The organism is Pseudomonas lalucatii, from assembly GCF_018398425.1.
In the GTDB taxonomy this organism is placed as follows: domain Bacteria; phylum Pseudomonadota; class Gammaproteobacteria; order Pseudomonadales; family Pseudomonadaceae; genus Aquipseudomonas; species Aquipseudomonas lalucatii.
The window spans coordinates 1,183,018-1,198,320 of the sequence record NZ_JADPMV010000001.1 but is presented as its reverse complement, the minus strand read 5'-3'; the positions used below and the strand labels follow the sequence as shown (position 1 = coordinate 1,198,320).

The 15,303-nt window shown below is 66.9% G+C and carries 16 protein-coding genes; 10 read left to right on the top strand and 6 right to left on the bottom strand.

Annotation, left to right across the window (positions count from 1 at the left end):
• The first annotated feature begins 161 nt into the window (after positions 1-161).
• Positions 162-818: a hypothetical protein gene (locus I0D00_RS05365; protein ID WP_213638708.1), complete on the top strand. Its 657-nt coding sequence runs from the start codon at positions 162-164 to the stop codon at positions 816-818.
• 109 nt (positions 819-927) lie between these two features.
• On the opposite strand, the gene I0D00_RS05360 is transcribed toward I0D00_RS05365, so the two are convergent.
• On the bottom strand, positions 928-1,773 hold the full coding sequence (locus tag I0D00_RS05360) for an EamA family transporter (protein ID WP_213638707.1): 846 nt from the start codon (positions 1,771-1,773) through the stop codon (positions 928-930).
• Between the two features lie 216 nt (positions 1,774-1,989).
• On the opposite strand from I0D00_RS05360, the gene I0D00_RS05355 reads away from it, so the two are divergent.
• Positions 1,990-3,174 (top strand): MFS transporter, encoded by a 1,185-nt coding sequence (locus tag I0D00_RS05355; protein ID WP_213638706.1) that lies wholly within the window; start codon positions 1,990-1,992, stop codon positions 3,172-3,174.
• A gap of 15 nt (positions 3,175-3,189) precedes the next feature.
• On the opposite strand, the gene I0D00_RS05350 is transcribed toward I0D00_RS05355, so the two are convergent.
• Positions 3,190-4,188 carry an AraC family transcriptional regulator gene (locus I0D00_RS05350; RefSeq protein WP_213638705.1) on the bottom strand — a complete coding sequence of 333 codons (999 nt, stop codon included), beginning with the start codon at positions 4,186-4,188 and terminating at the stop codon, positions 3,190-3,192.
• 171 nt (positions 4,189-4,359) lie between these two features.
• Here I0D00_RS05350 and I0D00_RS05345 point away from each other — a divergent pair, with 171 nt between their 5' ends.
• The 6 genes from I0D00_RS05345 to I0D00_RS05320 all read left to right on the top strand — a co-directional run bounded on the left by I0D00_RS05345 (position 4,360) and on the right by I0D00_RS05320 (position 10,769).
• A complete protein-coding gene (locus tag I0D00_RS05345; RefSeq protein ID WP_213638704.1) occupies positions 4,360-5,541 on the top strand; it encodes a CaiB/BaiF CoA transferase family protein in 1,182 nt (393 codons plus the stop codon).
• Between the two features lie 205 nt (positions 5,542-5,746).
• The gene (locus I0D00_RS05340; protein ID WP_213638703.1) at positions 5,747-7,207 is read left to right on the top strand and encodes a cytochrome c oxidase subunit II; all 1,461 of its coding nucleotides are present in this window, start codon (positions 5,747-5,749) and stop codon (positions 7,205-7,207) included.
• A 47-nt stretch (positions 7,208-7,254) separates the two neighbouring features.
• The gene (gene ctaD / locus I0D00_RS05335; RefSeq protein ID WP_213638701.1) at positions 7,255-9,030 is read left to right on the top strand and encodes a cytochrome c oxidase subunit I; all 1,776 of its coding nucleotides are present in this window, start codon (positions 7,255-7,257) and stop codon (positions 9,028-9,030) included.
• Positions 9,027-9,716, top strand: a complete 690-nt coding sequence (locus I0D00_RS05330) for a cytochrome c oxidase subunit 3 (RefSeq protein ID WP_213638700.1) — start codon at positions 9,027-9,029, stop codon at positions 9,714-9,716. The genes ctaD and I0D00_RS05330 overlap by 4 nt, the downstream gene beginning before the upstream one ends.
• 4 nt (positions 9,717-9,720) lie before the next feature.
• Entirely contained in the window at positions 9,721-10,431 is a 711-nt protein-coding gene (locus I0D00_RS05325) for a heme-copper oxidase subunit III family protein (RefSeq protein WP_213638699.1), read from the top strand.
• A 20-nt stretch (positions 10,432-10,451) separates the two neighbouring features.
• Entirely contained in the window at positions 10,452-10,769 is a 318-nt protein-coding gene (locus I0D00_RS05320; protein ID WP_213638698.1) for a cytochrome C oxidase subunit IV family protein, read from the top strand.
• 222 nt (positions 10,770-10,991) lie between these two features.
• On the opposite strand, the gene I0D00_RS05315 is transcribed toward I0D00_RS05320, so the two are convergent.
• Positions 10,992-11,546: a magnesium transporter gene (locus I0D00_RS05315; RefSeq protein ID WP_213638697.1), complete on the bottom strand. Its 555-nt coding sequence runs from the start codon at positions 11,544-11,546 to the stop codon at positions 10,992-10,994.
• Between the two features lie 281 nt (positions 11,547-11,827).
• Here I0D00_RS05315 and I0D00_RS05310 point away from each other — a divergent pair, with 281 nt between their 5' ends.
• A complete protein-coding gene (locus I0D00_RS05310; RefSeq protein WP_213640226.1) occupies positions 11,828-12,334 on the top strand; it encodes an O-acetyl-ADP-ribose deacetylase in 507 nt (168 codons plus the stop codon).
• 51 nt (positions 12,335-12,385) lie between these two features.
• Here I0D00_RS05310 and I0D00_RS05305 read toward each other — a convergent pair whose 3' ends face one another.
• From I0D00_RS05305 to I0D00_RS05295, 3 genes are all read right to left on the bottom strand, one after another.
• Positions 12,386-12,934, bottom strand: coding sequence for a SprT family zinc-dependent metalloprotease (locus I0D00_RS05305; RefSeq protein ID WP_338050391.1), 549 nt, complete (start codon positions 12,932-12,934; stop codon positions 12,386-12,388).
• Between the two features lie 56 nt (positions 12,935-12,990).
• The gene (locus tag I0D00_RS05300; RefSeq protein WP_213638695.1) at positions 12,991-13,590 is read right to left on the bottom strand and encodes a Yip1 family protein; all 600 of its coding nucleotides are present in this window, start codon (positions 13,588-13,590) and stop codon (positions 12,991-12,993) included.
• A 167-nt stretch (positions 13,591-13,757) separates the two neighbouring features.
• Positions 13,758-14,354 carry a DNA-J related domain-containing protein gene (locus I0D00_RS05295; protein ID WP_213638694.1) on the bottom strand — a complete coding sequence of 199 codons (597 nt, stop codon included), beginning with the start codon at positions 14,352-14,354 and terminating at the stop codon, positions 13,758-13,760.
• 99 nt (positions 14,355-14,453) lie between these two features.
• On the opposite strand from I0D00_RS05295, the gene ttcA reads away from it, so the two are divergent.
• Entirely contained in the window at positions 14,454-15,278 is an 825-nt protein-coding gene (gene ttcA, locus I0D00_RS05290) for a tRNA 2-thiocytidine(32) synthetase TtcA (protein ID WP_213638693.1), read from the top strand.
• Positions 15,279-15,303: the final 25 nt, after the last annotated feature.

Below are 15,303 nucleotides of genomic sequence, written 5' to 3'. Positions count from 1 at the left end.
TTATACTGCAGTCCGGCAGCCGCCACCCACGATTGCGCGGGGCGAGGTGCCGGCCTTGGCTTTCCGGTGTAGAGAGGCAGGGCGACTCTTTCGGCTTTTCCAGCGTTTCGGGAGGGAACACACGCACAGGCTGGGGCTTTGTGTAGAGAAAGGAGGACACCATGTTCACTCATTGGTTGAAAATCTACTCGGTGCCACTGGCCATCGGCATTGCCGGGGCGGGCCTCTTTGCGGGGCCGGCCAGCGCGGGCACCTGCGAACTGGCGGACGCCAACCGGGATACCGGCTGGCTGCTGACCTTCGACGACGCCCAGGTGAGCAACTGCGTATTCACCGGCAATGCCGGTACCGGCCGCAACAAGGGCACGCTCGACCTGACCCTGAACGTCGCCAACGCCAAGCCCATCGACATCGGCTTCGTGCAGGCGGTGGCCGCGGCGGAAGACAGCTTCGGCCTGCGCATCACCTGGAACCTGAGCCTCAACAACAACTATCAGCTGCTGCGCGGCATCAGGGGACGGGCGTTCGACAATACGGAGAAACTTGACGACGACGAGAACGAGTTCGTCGAGAACGCGCACCCGGGCTTCGCCCACTTCCACAACGATGGCACCTTCAACCCAGGACCCTTCGTCGGGGCCGAGGATTGCGACTGCGAATCGGACCGCGACTTCAAGGTCAAGGGCGAGGATGCCGGGAGCTTCCCGCTCGGCGCGTCGGGTACCGTCACGGGCATAGGGGTGCATCAGATCGAGGAGCAGGGGCGCGTGCGCAGTTTCTCGGTCAGCGTCGAACCTCTGGAGGCGGAGCTGCAGTAACAACGGGTAGAAACGTGGCTCGACCCGCCAGCCTCCGTCAGCTGACCGAGGCGATCATCGGCGGGCCGAGTCGGGGGCGCCGCTAGCCAGTGTCGAGCGGCAGAGCGGTTCAGACCAGTTTCATCACCAGCATGCCGGCGAGGATCAGGCCACACGCCAGCAGGCGGATCGGCGGCAGGGTCTCCTTGAGCCACAGGCTGCCGATCAGCAGGGCGAACAGCACGCTGGATTCGCGCAGGGCCGAGACCAGCGCCACCGGCGCCTGGGTCATGGCCCAGATGACGATGCTGTAGGCCGCCAGCGACAGGGCGCCGCCGGCCAGGCCGCCTTTCCAGTGGGGGCCCAGGCGCAGGAACACCCGCGGCCCGCGGGTCGCCGCGACCACCAGGGCCATGACCAGGCCGCTGACGCTGAACAGCCACATCGAGTAGGACAGCGCGTCCTGATTGTTGCGGGCACCGACCGCGTCGGACAGCGTGTAGCCGGCGATGAAGCAGGCGGTCAGCAGCGCACTGGACAGCATCGGCGCATTGAAGCGCGCCGCGAGGTGGCCGCCGCGCAGGGCCATCAGCCAGATTCCGGCGACCAACGCCAGCAGGCCGAGCCATTGCCCGGCAGGCAGGCTGTCGCTCAGTAGGGTGACCGACAGCAGCGCCACGATCAGCGGCGAGCTGCCGCGGGAGATCGGGTACACCTGGCCCAGGTCGCCATACTGGTAGGCGCGGGCGAGAAAGCTGTTGTAGCCGATATGCAGCAGGGCCGAGAGGGCGATCCACGGCCAGGCCGCTGCCTGCGGAAAGGCCACGAAGGGTAGGGTGCAGAGTGCCACCGCACCGGCGGCGATCTGGATCAGGCAGGCGCCGAGAAAGCGGTCGAGACCGATCTTGAGCAGGGCGTTCCAGCCGGCATGCAGGGCGGCGGCGGCCATCACGGCGAGAAATACGGCGGTTTCCAAGCGGCTTCTTCCTTGTCCCAGCGGCGCTGCGGAGCAGGTTGCCGGGCGTCAATACTGCCATAGGCAGGGGCTCGGCGGTGGCACCAGTTGCCCCTTCGCGTCGGGCCAGCGGCCGCGTTCTAGAGCCATGGCGGTGAGCTCGCCCAGCGTGCGAGCGAGCGTCCGTGCTAGGCTTTGCCGGCGGCCTGCTGGTGGCCGGTCTTGTGAGCCCTTTCGATGTCTACCTCTCCTGTCAGCGCGCACCTGCAGCGCGGTACCGGCGCCTATCGGCGCGCCACCCTGGCGCTGTTCTGCGCCGGCTTCGCCACCTTCGCCATGCTCTACTGCGTGCAGCCGTTGCTGCCGCAGCTGGCCGCCGAGTTCTCGGTGTCGGCGGCGGCCAGCAGCCTGGCCCTGTCCCTGGCGACCCTGAGCCTGGCGGTATGCCTGCTGGTGTCCGGGGCCCTGGCCGAGAGCTGGGGACGCAAGCCGGTGATGGCCGCCGCCCTGGCCCTGGCCAGCGTGCTGGGCATCGGCTGCGCCCTGGTCGAGAGCTGGGACTACCTGTTGCTGCTGCGGGCGTTGCTGGGCCTGGCGCTGAGCGGCTTGCCGGCCCTGGCCATGGCCTATGTCGGCGAGGAGTTCGACCCGGAGGCGTTGCCGGCGGCGATGGGCCTGTATATCGGTGGCACCGCCCTGGGCGGCCTGCTCGGGCGTCTGCTGGCCGGGGTGCTCAGCGACCTCGGTGGCTGGCAGCTGGCGCTGGGCGGCATCGCCGGGCTGGGGCTGCTGGCCCTGGCGCTGTTCCTCTGGCTGCTGCCGCCTTCCCGGCATTTCCAGGCCCACCCGCTGTCGCTGCGCGGGCTGCTGGGCAACTTCGCCCGGCACCTGCGCAACCCGGAGCTGCGCGGCCTGTTCCTGCTGGCGTTCCTGCTGATGGGCGGTTTCGTCGCGCTGTTCAACTACATCGGTTTTCGCCTGGCGGCGGCGCCGTTCGACCTGTCGCCGAGCGCCATCGGCCTGCTGTTCGGCGTGTATCTGCTGGGGATCTTCAGCGCCGGCTGGGCCGGACGCCTGGTGCCGCGCTTCGGCGCCCGCCAGGTGCTGCAGGGCGCTATCGGCATCATGCTGCTCGGCGTGGCCCTGTGCGCCACCGCCTGGCTGCTGGCACTGGTGACCGGCCTGGCGCTGTTCACCCTGGGCTTCTTCGCCGCCCATGCGGTGGCCAGCGGCCAGGTCGGCCAGCGCGCCCGGAGCGCCAAGGCCCAGGCCTCGGCGCTGTACCTGGGCGCCTACTACCTGGGTTCCAGCCTGGTCGGCTACGGCGCCGGCTTCGTCTGGGAACACGCCGGCTGGCTGCCCCTGCTGGCGGTGCTGACCAGCCTGTTCCTGCTGGCCGCCTGGTGCGCCCGGCGCCTGTGACGGGGGCGCCTGCGCCTAGTGCTCCTGGGCGCGGTAGGCGCCGGGGGTCAGCCCGGTCCACTTCTTGAACGCGCGGTGAAAGGCCGAGGGCTCGGAGAAGCCGAGCTGCTCGGCGATCTGCTGGATCGACAGCTCGGCGCGGCCCAGCTGGTAGATCGCCAGGTCGCGGCGCAGCTGGTCCTTGAGCTCCTGGAAGCTGGCGCCTTCCTCGCGCAGGTGGCGGCGCAGGGTCTGCGGGCTCATGTGCAGCTGGCGGGCGATGGCGTCCAGGTCGGCCCAGCGGGCGCAATCGCGGCCGAGCAGGCGGCGGATCTGCCCGCCCAGGCTGTCGCCGCCATCGGGACGGGCCAGCAGGTCGGCCGGCGAGTGCTGGAGAAACTGCTTGAGCGTGCGTTCGTCCTGCAGCAGCGGCATCGCCAGGTAGCGGGCATGGAACAGCAGGCCGCTGCTGGCGGCATCGAAGCGGCGGCGGCCGGGGAACAGCAGTTCGTACTCGCCGACATGGGCCGGTGCGGTGTAGGCGAAGCTGACTTCCTCCAGGCGGATACGCTGGCCGATCAGCCAGCTGCCGAGGCGGTGCCAGATCACCAGCAGGCACTCCAGCAGGAAATGGTCCGGGTCCCACAGGTGGGCGTCTTCGATGCTCAGGCGGACCCAATCGCCCTCGCGGCTGAGGCGGATGCTCGGCGCCCCGGGGAACAGCCCGTAGAACAGCGCGCCGCGCGCCAGGGCCTTGCCCAGGCTGCGGCAGTGGATGATCGCGTGGCACATCATGGCGAAGGTGCCGCGTCTGCTGCGCAGGCGGCCGCAGCCCAGATACTCGTCGTCCAGCCGTTCCCAGAGCAGCTGCAGCAGGCGGGCGAACTGTTGCGGGGCGATGCGCGCCCGCGGCTCGTCGAGCAGCGCCGGCTGAATGCCCGCCTGGCGCAGCAGCGGCGTGCAGTCCAGGCCCTGGCGCACGGCGCCGCGCAGGGCGGCGCGGACGAAATGGCTGGCGATGGTGCGTTCGCGCATGGCTCGGGCTCCTGTTCCGGCCGCCGATGGTAGGCGGGCGCGGCCGGGAAGGACAAGTCGCCGAGCGAATGGGTCAACCAGGGTTGAGCGCCTGGGTCATTGAGGCGCGCGGCGGCCGTGCCTACCCTGAGGCTATCGTGCCGCGTCCGATTCACCACTCGAGGAGCTGAAATGCCAGGCCCGCTGTCCTCCCTGAAGATTCTCGACTTCTCCACCCTGTTACCGGGGCCGTTCGCCTCGCTGCTGCTGGCCGACCTGGGCGCCGAGGTGCTGCGCATCGAGTCGCCCAGCCGCATGGACCTGGTGCGGCTGCTGCCGCCCTACGCCGACGGCGTCTCGGCCAGCCATGCCTACCTCAACCGCAACAAGCGCAGCATCGCCCTGGACCTCAAGCAGGCCGAGGCGGTGGCGCTGGTCAAGCAGCTGGTGAACGAATACGACATCGTCCTGGAACAGTTCCGCCCGGGGGTGATGGACAAGCTGGGGGTCGGCTACGAGGCGCTCAAGGCGATCAATCCGCGGCTGATCTACGTGTCGATCACCGGCTACGGCCAGACCGGCCCCTACCGGGAGCGCGCCGGTCACGACATCAACTACCTGGCCCTGGCCGGCCTGGCCAGCTACACCGGCCGGCGCGCCAGCGGACCCGTGCCCCTGGGCGTGCAGCTGGCGGACCTCGCCGGCGGCTCGTTGCACGGGGCGGTGGGGTTGCTGGCGGCGGTGATCCAGCGCCAGGTCACGGGGCAGGGCCAGCAGGTGGATGTGAGCATGACCGACTGCGCCTTCAGCCTGCACGGCATGGCCGGAGCCGGCTACCTGGCCGCCGGTGTCGAGCCGGGTATGGAGAGCCAGGTGCTCAACGGCGGCAGCTTCTACGACTATTACCGCACCCGCGACGGGCGCTGGCTGTCGGTCGGCAGCCTGGAGCCGCAGTTCATGCGGCAGTTCTGCGCCGTCATCGGCCGCCCCGAACTGGCCGAGCGCGGGCTGTCGAACGACCCCGCGGAGCAGCAGACGCTCAAGCGCGAGATCGAGATCGAGATCGAGAAGCGCGACCTGGCGGACTGGAGCCGCCTGTTCGCCGAGCGGGATGCCTGCGTCGAGCCGGTGCTGGGCCTGGCCGAGGCCCTCGAGCATCCCCAGCTCGAGGCCCGCGAGCTGGTGACCGAAGTGCCGCGCGCGGGCAGGCCGGCGCAACGGCAGATCGCCTGTCCGCTGAAGTTCTCCGGCGGCCTGCCCGCGCCCAGGCACGTCGGCGCGGCGCTCGGCGCGCACACCGACCAGGTGCTGGCGGAACTGGGTTGTTCGCCCGAGCGCATCGCCGAACTCAGGGCCCGCAACGTCGTCGCCTGAGCCGCCTGCGGCCATTGCCAGGTCGTCGCCCGCTGGGGCCGAGGGTGGCGTTTGGGCCGTGCACTATACTTGCGCTGACTTCGCCACTGGCCGTGCCGTGGCTGGCCACGGGCCGTGGGGGGAGGGCCGAGAGTAAGGGCGCGGCGCCGTTGGGCGGTGCCGCTCGTGCAATGCCAGGTGCCCACGAAGACAGGATGAAGAGACCATGGCAATCGCAATTGTCTTGCTGCTAATAGTCGTCGCTTCGCTGCTGTTTCATCTGCTCAGCCCCTGGCAACTGACCCCGGCTGCTTCCAACTGGGGCTCGATCGACACCACGCTGTTCATCACCCTGGTCATCACCGGCATCTTCTTCGTCGCCGTCACCGTGTTCATGGCGGTGGCGGTGATACGTTTCCGTCATCGTGCGGGGCGGCGGGCGACCTATGAGCCGGAGAACAAGAAGCTCGAATGGTGGCTGATCGGCGTCACCAGTGTGGGCATCGTCGGCATGCTGGCCCCGGGGCTGGTGGTCTACGACGATTTCGTGCGGGTGCCCGAGGATGCCTACGAACTGGAGGTGGTCGCCCAGCAGTGGCAGTGGGCGTTCCGCTTTCCCGGGGTCGACGGCAGGCTGGGCAAGTCGGATGTGCGCTTCATCGATGCCGGCAATCCCCTGGGCGTCGACCCCGAGGATCCGGCCGGACAGGACGATGTGCTGGTCAGCAGCAACGAGGTGCGCCTGCCCCTGGGCCGTGCGGTCAAGGTGCTGCTGCGTTCCAAGGACGTGCTGCACAACTTCTATGTCCCGCAGATCCGCAGCAAGATGGACATGGTGCCGGGCATGGTGTCGTACTTCTGGTTCACCCCGACCCAGATCGGCAGGTTCGAGGTGCTCTGCGCCGAATATTGCGGCGTGGGCCACTACAACATGCGCGGCTATCTGCGGGTGGAGCCGCAGGCGGCGTTCGAGCAGTGGCTGGCTGCCCAGCCGACCTTCGCCCAGACCCTGGCGCAGGCCGCCAAGCCGACTCGGGACGAGACGCTGGCGCAGGGCCGCCTGCTCGCCGAGAGCCACGGCTGCCTGGCCTGCCACAGCCTGGACGGCAGTGCGCGGCTGGGGCCGACTTGGCAGGGGCTGTTCGGCCGCGAGGAAGCGCTGGCCGACGGCAGCCGCGTGCGGGTCGACGAGGCCTATCTGAAGGAGTCGATCCTCGAGCCCAAGGCCAAGCTGGTTCAGGGCTATCCGCCGGTGATGGTGGCCTACTCGTTCAACGAGGCTGAGCTGGACGCCCTGGTCGCCCTGATCAAGTCGCTGAGCGACGCGCCCGCACCTGCGGCCGAGCCCGGGGCGGACGGCGGCGAGCTGCTGCGCAAGGGGCAGCAACTGGCCGAATCCCTCGGCTGCCTGGCCTGCCACAGCCTCGACGGCAGCCCTCGCGTCGGCCCGGGCTGGCTGGGCCTGTACGGCACGACCGAAACCCTGGCCGACGGTACCGAGGTGCGGGTCGATGAGGCCTACCTAAAAGCGTCTATCCTTAATCCCAACAGCCAGATCGTCAGGGGCTATGCCGCGATCATGCCGGCCTACGCTCCCAGCGACGACGAGTTGCAGGCGCTGATCGCGCTGATCAAGTCCAAGGCGAACGGCAATGCCGATGCCGGCAAGGCGGAGTCGGGCCAGTAGTCCCCAGCAGTCGGAGTGCCCCGAATCTTCGCCAGGAGGGTGACCCGATGGCCTATGCGGAGCAAGCGGAAAGCGCGCTGCTGCACGAGCCGCACAGCTTCCTGACCCGCTACATCTGGAGTCAGGACCACAAGGTGATCGCCATTCAGTATGCGCTGACGGCGATCTTCGTCGGCCTCATCGCCCTGGTGCTGTCCGGGCTGATGCGCATGCAGATCGGCTTCCCCGGCAGCCTCGAGTTCATGGACGCCAGCGCCTATTACCAGGCCATGACCATGCACGGCATGATCATGGTCATCTACCTGCTCACCGCGCTGTTTCTCGGTGGTTTCGGCAACTACCTGATTCCCTTGATGGTCGGCGCCCGGGACATGGTGTTTCCCTACGTCAACATGCTCAGCTACTGGTTCTACCTGCTCTCGGTGCTGGTGCTGCTGGCCAGCTTCTTCGTGCCCGGCGGCCCCACCGGGGCGGGCTGGACCCTCTATCCACCGCAGGCCATCACCCAGGGCTCGCCGGGCACCGAGTGGGGCATCGTGCTGATGCTGGTGTCCCTGGCCATCTTCATCGTCGCCGCCACCATGGGCGGCCTCAACTACGTGACCACGGTGCTGCAGGCGCGTACCCACGGCATGACCCTGCTGCGCATGCCGCTGTCGGTGTGGGGCATCTTCATGGCCTCGATCCTCGCCCTGCTGGCCTTCCCGGCGCTGTTCGTCAGCGCGGTGATGATGCTGTTCGACAAACTGCTGGGCACCAGCTTCTTCATGCCGGCGATCATCTCCCTCGGCCAGCCGCTGGAGCACGAGGGCGGCAGCCCCATCCTGTTCCAGCACCTGTTCTGGTTCTTCGGCCACCCGGAGGTCTACATAGTGGCGCTGCCGGCCTTCGGCCTGGTCTCGGACCTGATCAGCACCCACGCGCGCAAGAACATCTTCGGCTACCGCATGATGGTCTGGGCCATAGTGGCCATCGGCGTGCTCAGCTTCGTGGTCTGGGCGCACCACATGTACGTCAGCGGCATGAACCCCTACTTCGGCTTCTTCTTCGCCACCACCACCCTGGTCATCGCCGTGCCCACCGCGCTGAAGGTCTACAACTGGGTGCTGACCCTGTGGCGCGGCGACATCCACCTGACGGTGCCGATGCTGTTCGCCCTGGCCTTCATCCTCACCTTCGTGGTCGGCGGCCTGACCGGCCTGTTCCTCGGCAACGTGATAGTCGACATCCCGCTGTCGGACACCTATTTCGTGGTCGCCCACTTCCACATGGTCATGGGTGTCGCGCCCATCCTGGTGGTGTTCGGCGCCATCTATCACTGGTATCCGAAGATCACCGGGCGCCTGCTCGACGACCGCCTGGGCAAGCTGCACTTCTGGATCACCTTCCTCGGCACCTACGCCATCTACTTCCCCATGCACTACCTGGGCTTCCTCGGCATGCCGCGGCGCTACTACGCCTACGAGAACTACGAGTTCATCCCGCAGTCGGCCCAGGACCTCAACGCCTTCATCACCGTGGCCGCGCTGACGGTCGGCGTGGCCCAGTTGCTGTTCCTGTTCAACCTGGCCTGGAGCCTGTTCCGGGGCAAGCCGGCGGGGGCCAACCCCTGGGGCGCCACCAGCCTGGAATGGCTGACGCCGGACACCCCGCCGGTGCACGGCAACTGGGGCGCCAAGCTGCCGGTGGTGCACCGTTGGGCCTATGACTACAGCGTGCCGGACATCGAGCAGGACTTCGTGCCGCAGACGGTGTCGGACGAGGAACTGGCACTCTGGCGCCACCGCGCCGACAGCAGCCAGCCAGTGGAGAGCAAGCCATGAACCGGCTCTTGCTGCGCGACGCCGGCGGCGCCGACCCCGGCGGCAACTGGGGGCCGCAGTCGGATGGGCCGCTTCTCGCCGGTGGGCAGCGGGCGCGCACCGTCAGATTCGGCTTGCGCCTGTTCCTGGTGGTGGTCAGTTCGCTGTTCCTGCTGTTCCTCATCGCCTTCATCACGCGCTCGCAGGTGGCCGACTGGCAGCCCCTGACCGAGCCGCTGGCGCCGCTCGCCCAGCCCAGGCAGCTGTGGCTGAACACGGCGTCGCTGGTGGCCGCGAGCATCGCCCTGCAATGGGCGCGGGTGGCGGCCAGGCAGGGTCGAGCGACGTCGACGGCCCTGGCCTTTGCCCTGGGCGGGGCATTCGCCATCGCCTTCCTGCTGGGGCAGCTGTGGCTCTGGCGCCAGTTCGTGGTCTGGGGCTATGGCGTCGCAGGTAACCCGGCCAACAGCTTCTTCTTCCTGCTGACCGGCCTGCACGGGTTGCACCTGCTCGGTGGCCTGGTCGCCTGGGGGCGGACCCTGGGCAGACTGCTGCGCGGCGCTCCCCTGGCCCGCCTGGGACACGGCGTGGAGCTGTGCGCCATCTACTGGCACTACCTGCTGGGCCTCTGGTTGCTGCTGTTCGCCGTGCTGACCAGCACGCCGGAAACCTATCGAGCCATCGCTGCGTTCTGCGGCCTGAGGTGACGCCATGGCCAACGCCGGTCCGGGGGAGCCGAATCCTTCCACCCTGAACCCGAGCGAGGGCGCAGTGCCCGGCTGGCAGGGCGTCGCCCGGGATTGGGCCTCGGACAAGGATGCGTTCAAGCAGGTGTCCTGGGGCAAGGCGATGATGTGGATCTTCCTGCTCAGCGACACCTTCATCTTCACCTGCTTCCTGACCGGCTACATGGCGGTGCGCATCACCACCACCGAGCCCTGGCCCCACGCCAGCGAGGTGTTCGCCCTGACCATCGCCGGGGCCGAGATTCCGCTGATCCTGATCGCCATCATGACCTTCGTGCTGATCAGCAGCAGCGGCACCATGGCCATGGCGGTGAACTTCGCCTACCGCCGCGACCGCGTCAAAACCGCGGCGCTGATGCTGACCACGGCCCTCTTCGGCCTGACCTTCGTCGGCATGCAGGCCTTCGAGTGGAGCAAGCTGATCGCCGAAGGCGTGCGGCCCTGGGGCAACCCCATGGGGGCGGCGCAGTTCGGCGCGAGTTTCTTCATGATCACCGGCTTCCACGGCCTGCACGTGTCGATAGGGGTGATCTACCTGAGCATCGTGGCGCTGAAGGTGTTGCGCGGCGACTACGAGCGTTCCGGCAACTACCAGATCGTCGAGATCGCCGGGCTGTACTGGCACTTCGTCGACCTGGTGTGGGTGTTTATCTTCGCGTTCTTCTATCTATGGTGAATGCCAAAGGAGCCCAGGCGATGGCACATGCACAGGGCCAGCAACATCCGATCGGCCTGTACCTGAAGATCTGGGGGCTGCTGTTCGTCCTCAGTACCCTGTCCTACCTGGTCGACTACTTCCATTTCGTCGGCTATCTGCGCTGGTCGCTGATCCTCGTCTTCATGCTGCTCAAGGCGGGGTTGATAGTCGCGATCTTCATGCACATGGCCTGGGAGCGCCTGGCCATGGTCTACGCCATCCTGGTGCCGCCCTTGTGTCTGCTGGTGCTGGTCGGGCTGATGGCCGCCGAGGCGGACTACATCTTTCTCAGCCGGGCGTTCTTCTTCGGCCAGTGAGAACCACGCCCTGGCGGCCGCAACGGGCCGGCCAGGGCGGGTGAGCCCGCGAATGGCGGGCTAGTGCCCTGTCCCGAAAATAACCGCTCGAGTCTGATGGCGCCCTTTCCCGCCATCCGGCGTTGCCACTCCTCGCCATAGCCCTGCCATGACTCGTCGCGGCGCCTCGGCTGCCAGAAAAGTTCGTTCACCAGTTCTTGAGCGCATTTCCAGGACAGGACACTAGATGGTGCGCTTGAACTGATGCCACTTCTGTTGCCAGGCGACTACCCAGTGCGGTGAGGCCGCGCCGGTGCCGGCATCCCTCAGGGACGGGTGGTGTTGGATGACCCGGTCCAGTACCGACTCCTGCTCGGGTTCGACATCCACGAAGAACACGTGCTTGCCTTCCTTGAGCTTCTGCCGGAAGTTGCGGAAATGCGCGTTCGGCACCTGTATGCCGAAGAAGCCGCCTTCCCAGGTACAGAAGCCGAACAGCACGATGGCCAGGAAGACGAAGGGCACCCAGCCCGCCGCCGATGCGGTCCAGCCCAGCAGGTAGGCGCCGCCCAGGACCACGGCGGCCAGCACCGCGCCGATCAGGGCGCCGATTTCGCCGGAATGCACGACATCCTGCTTCATGAAGGAGGGCACGTCGTGCAGGTGATGCTGTTCCACGTCGGCATCCTTTTCGCTGAGTACATGGATTTGTTCGGTACTGATGCCGTTGGCTTCCAACTCGCTTTCAACGGTTTCAAGATCGTCGAGATCGTCACTGATGTAGTAGTGTCGATTCATGACACACCTCCCACCTCGTGGTTGCTCCAGACCCCCTCCATCCAGAAGCCGATGACTGAAAATTGCAGTTGGTAGTTGCCCCCGTGAGACAGATTGCGCACTGACTGCAGTCCCAAAAAAGTATAGCACTCCCAAAATCGCGCCAAAGGCCGGGTCGCCTGGGCGTCAGGCCGGGTGGGGCAGGGCGCGACGGCGGTCGATCCGCCGTCATGCGCTTGGCCGGACGGGCGGCGCACGGCTCGCTAAACTTGGGGGAGAGGACTCGGGAGGTCATGCGGATCATGCCAGCCAAGCTCAGCGCCATGCGCGCGGATATCACCACCTTGCAGCTCGATGCCATAGTCAACGCCGCGAACAGTTCCCTGCTCGGTGGCGGTGGAGTGGATGGTGCCATTCATCGCGCCGCCGGCCCCGAGCTGTTGCAGGCCTGCCGGCTGCTTGGTGGCTGTCCTGCGGGCGAGGCCAGGATCACCCCGGGCTATCGCCTGCCGGCCAAGTACGTCATCCATACCGTCGGTCCGGTCTGGAAGGGGGGCGAGCGCGGCGAGCCGGAGCTGCTGGCGTCCTGTTATCGGCGTTCGCTGGAGCTGGCGGCCGCCCATGGTGTGCGCCGCCTCGCCTTTCCCAGCATCGGCACGGGGGTCTACGGCTATCCGGTGGAACTGGCGGCCAGGACGGCCTTGAGCACCGTGCGCGGGACCTTGAAAGAACTCAGCACGATCGAGGAAGTGATCTTCTGCTGCTTCTCCGCCGGCGACCTGCAGGTCTATCAGCGCCTGCTCGCCTAGGCCGGCAGCGCTCCGGCGTTGTGGATCAGCGCTCCCCTCGCGCGGCCCGATTCACGCCAGGCGCTGTTCGCCGGTGAAGCTCAGGGTCGCCTTGCAGCGCCGGCAGTAATAGCGCCTTCCCTTGGCAACCAGGCGATGGCGCTGGGCGGAGAAGGGGAACTCGCCCTGGGGGCAGGCGCAGCGGTAGATGAAGCGGCTGACCGGGCGCCGCTCAACCTCGTAGGTGTGGCAGCGGTGCGGCGCCAACTCGTAGACCCCGCGCATGATCAGCTGCCATTCCTCGCCATGGGGCTGGATATTCGCGCCGAACAGCTGATGGGCGATCAGGTGGGCCACCTCGTGGGCCACCGTCTGCCTGAGGAAGTCGTCCTGATTGTCCCGGTACAGCTGGGGATTGAAGCGCAGCTTGTTCTCCGTCAGGTGCGCCACCCCGGCCTTCTGCCCGCGCAGCTTGAAGCTCACCTGGGGGCGGACGAAGGGGCGCTTGAAGAAGGCTTCGGCCTGCTGAAAGCAGGCTTCGACACGGGCGTGGAGGCGTTCGGGCATGGCGATGGCTTCTCGGCTGAGGCCGCGATTATGCCCAAGTGGGGTGTCCGCCACAGCCCTGAAACGACGAAACCACCCGCAGGTGGTCTCGTCTTGCCGCACGCCAGGCCTCAGCTGGTGTAGACCGGACCGACGCCGAAGCCCCAGAGGATCACCGAGCAGGCGATCATCGCCACCAGTACCACCAGCCCCACCGCCAGTACCGAGCTGGAGAACATGAAGCCCTCGTCCTTGGGGATGTTCATGAAGGTCGGTATGCCCACGTAGAGCAGGTAGACGGTGTAACAGATGGCCACCGTACCCACGGTCATGGCCAGCCACAGGTGCGGATAGAGCGCCGCCAGGCCGCCGACGAACAACGGGGTGGCGGTGTACGCGGCGAACACCACGCATTGGGTCAGGTTGGGACTGGCGTCGTAGGTACGCGCCATCCAGTGGATGAAGGCGCCCATTACCGCGACGCCGGCGAGCATCGCCAGGTAGGACATGATGGTCATCTGCAATGCGCTGGCCTCGGTCAACATGACCGGCGCGCGGTCGCCGATCGACCAGCCGACCTGGGTGGTGCCGATATATGCGGATATCGCGGGAATCGCCGCGAGGATCAGGATGTGGGTGAGGTACATGTGGCTGATGGTTTCTTCCTCGCCACGGATTTCTTGCCATTCTTGGTCAGGATGGGTGAAGAGCCCCCAAACATGATGGATCATGCCGAACACCTCCTATTTTTATAGCGATCGCCCCCCAGCGGAGCGCCCGGCGCGCGTGAACAGCGCCACCGGGTGCCAGGCCGAACCTATGCGACCGTATGTCGCAGTATAGGCAAGGGCTGGGCGTCGCGCGGGGTGAGGGTTTAGAGCAAATTGATCTCTCAGGATCAGCCGTAATAGCGCTCTAGTATTTCCATCGCCTTGTTGATCGACTGCAGGCGCTCGGTGCTGCCGCCGCGGTCGGGGTGGTGCTGGCTCACCAGCTGGCGGTAGCGGTGCTTGATGGTGGCGAGGCTGAGGGCCTGGCGGCTGTCGTGCAGCTCGAACAGCTCCAGGGCCGCCTGCTTTTCCTCGCCGCCCTGCATGCGCGTCCAGAAGCTGGCGAGCAGCTTCTCCACGTCGTCCTCGTCGGTGTCGCGCAGGTTGCCCAGGTCCAGGTAGTAGTCGCGCAGCGGGTCGTGCTCGGCGAGGGCCGCGCCGCCGCAGCGGTAGGGCTGCAGCTGGACGCACAGCGGGCTGATCGCCAGGTGCGCGCGCTGCTCCTGCCACAGGCGCTCGCGCAGCCGATAGAGGGCGTTGAATACCAGGAAGTGGGTGCGAAACAGCACCAGCTTGTCGAGCAGGGGGAGGTTGGGGATGTGCGTCGAGTGGCCGCTTTTCAGCTGCTGGATCAGCTCGTATTCGCTGACTCCGGCTGGCGCCGCATGCAGCAACTGCAGGACCTGGTCGGCCAGTTCTAGGTCGGGGTCGAGTTCGTCGTTCATGGTTTCAGCCTAACACTTCGACGCCAATGGGGTGGGGCGCCCGGCCCTTTCTGCGTAAAATGTCGCGCTCTAGCACTTCTATCCGGATTCCAGCGCACCATGGGCACCCTCTCGGTCAACCAGAACAAACTGCAAAAACGCCTGCGCCGCCAGGCCGGCGAGGCCATCGCCGACTTCAACATGATCGAGGACGGCGACAAGGTCATGGTCTGCCTGTCTGGCGGCAAGGACAGCTACACCATGCTCGACGTGCTGCTGTACCTGCAGAAGGTCGCGCCGATCAGGTTCGAACTGGTGGCGGTGAACATGGACCAGAAGCAGCCGGGCTTCCCCGAGCACGTGCTGCCGGCCTATCTGGAGTCCATCGGCGTGCCCTACCACATCGTCGAGAAGGACACCTACTCGGTGGTCAAGGAGAAGATCCCCGAGGGCAAGACCACCTGCTCGCTGTGTTCGCGCCTGCGCCGCGGCACCCTGTACACCTTCGCCGACGAGATCGGCGCGACCAAGATGGCCCTGGGGCACCATCGCGACGACATCCTCGAGACCTTCTTCCTCAACATGTTCCATGGCGGCACCCTCAAGGCCATGCCGCCGAAGCTGCGCGCCGACGACGGGCGCAACGTGGTGATCCGCCCGCTGGCCTACTGCAACGAGGCCGACATCGAGGCCTACGCCAAGCTCAAGGAATTCCCGATCATCCCCTGCAACCTGTGCGGCTCCCAGGAGAACCTGCAGCGCAAGGTGGTCAAGGAGATGCTTCAGGAGTGGGAGCGCAAGACCCCGGGGCGCACCGAGATCATGTTCCGTGCCCTGCAGAACGTAGTGCCCTCGCAGCTGGCCGACCGCAACCTGTTCGACTTCGCCAGCCTGAAGATCGACGACAGCGCCGCTCCACGCTTCCTCGACGTGATGAACCTCTGACGGTCCCGGACGACTGCAAGGACAG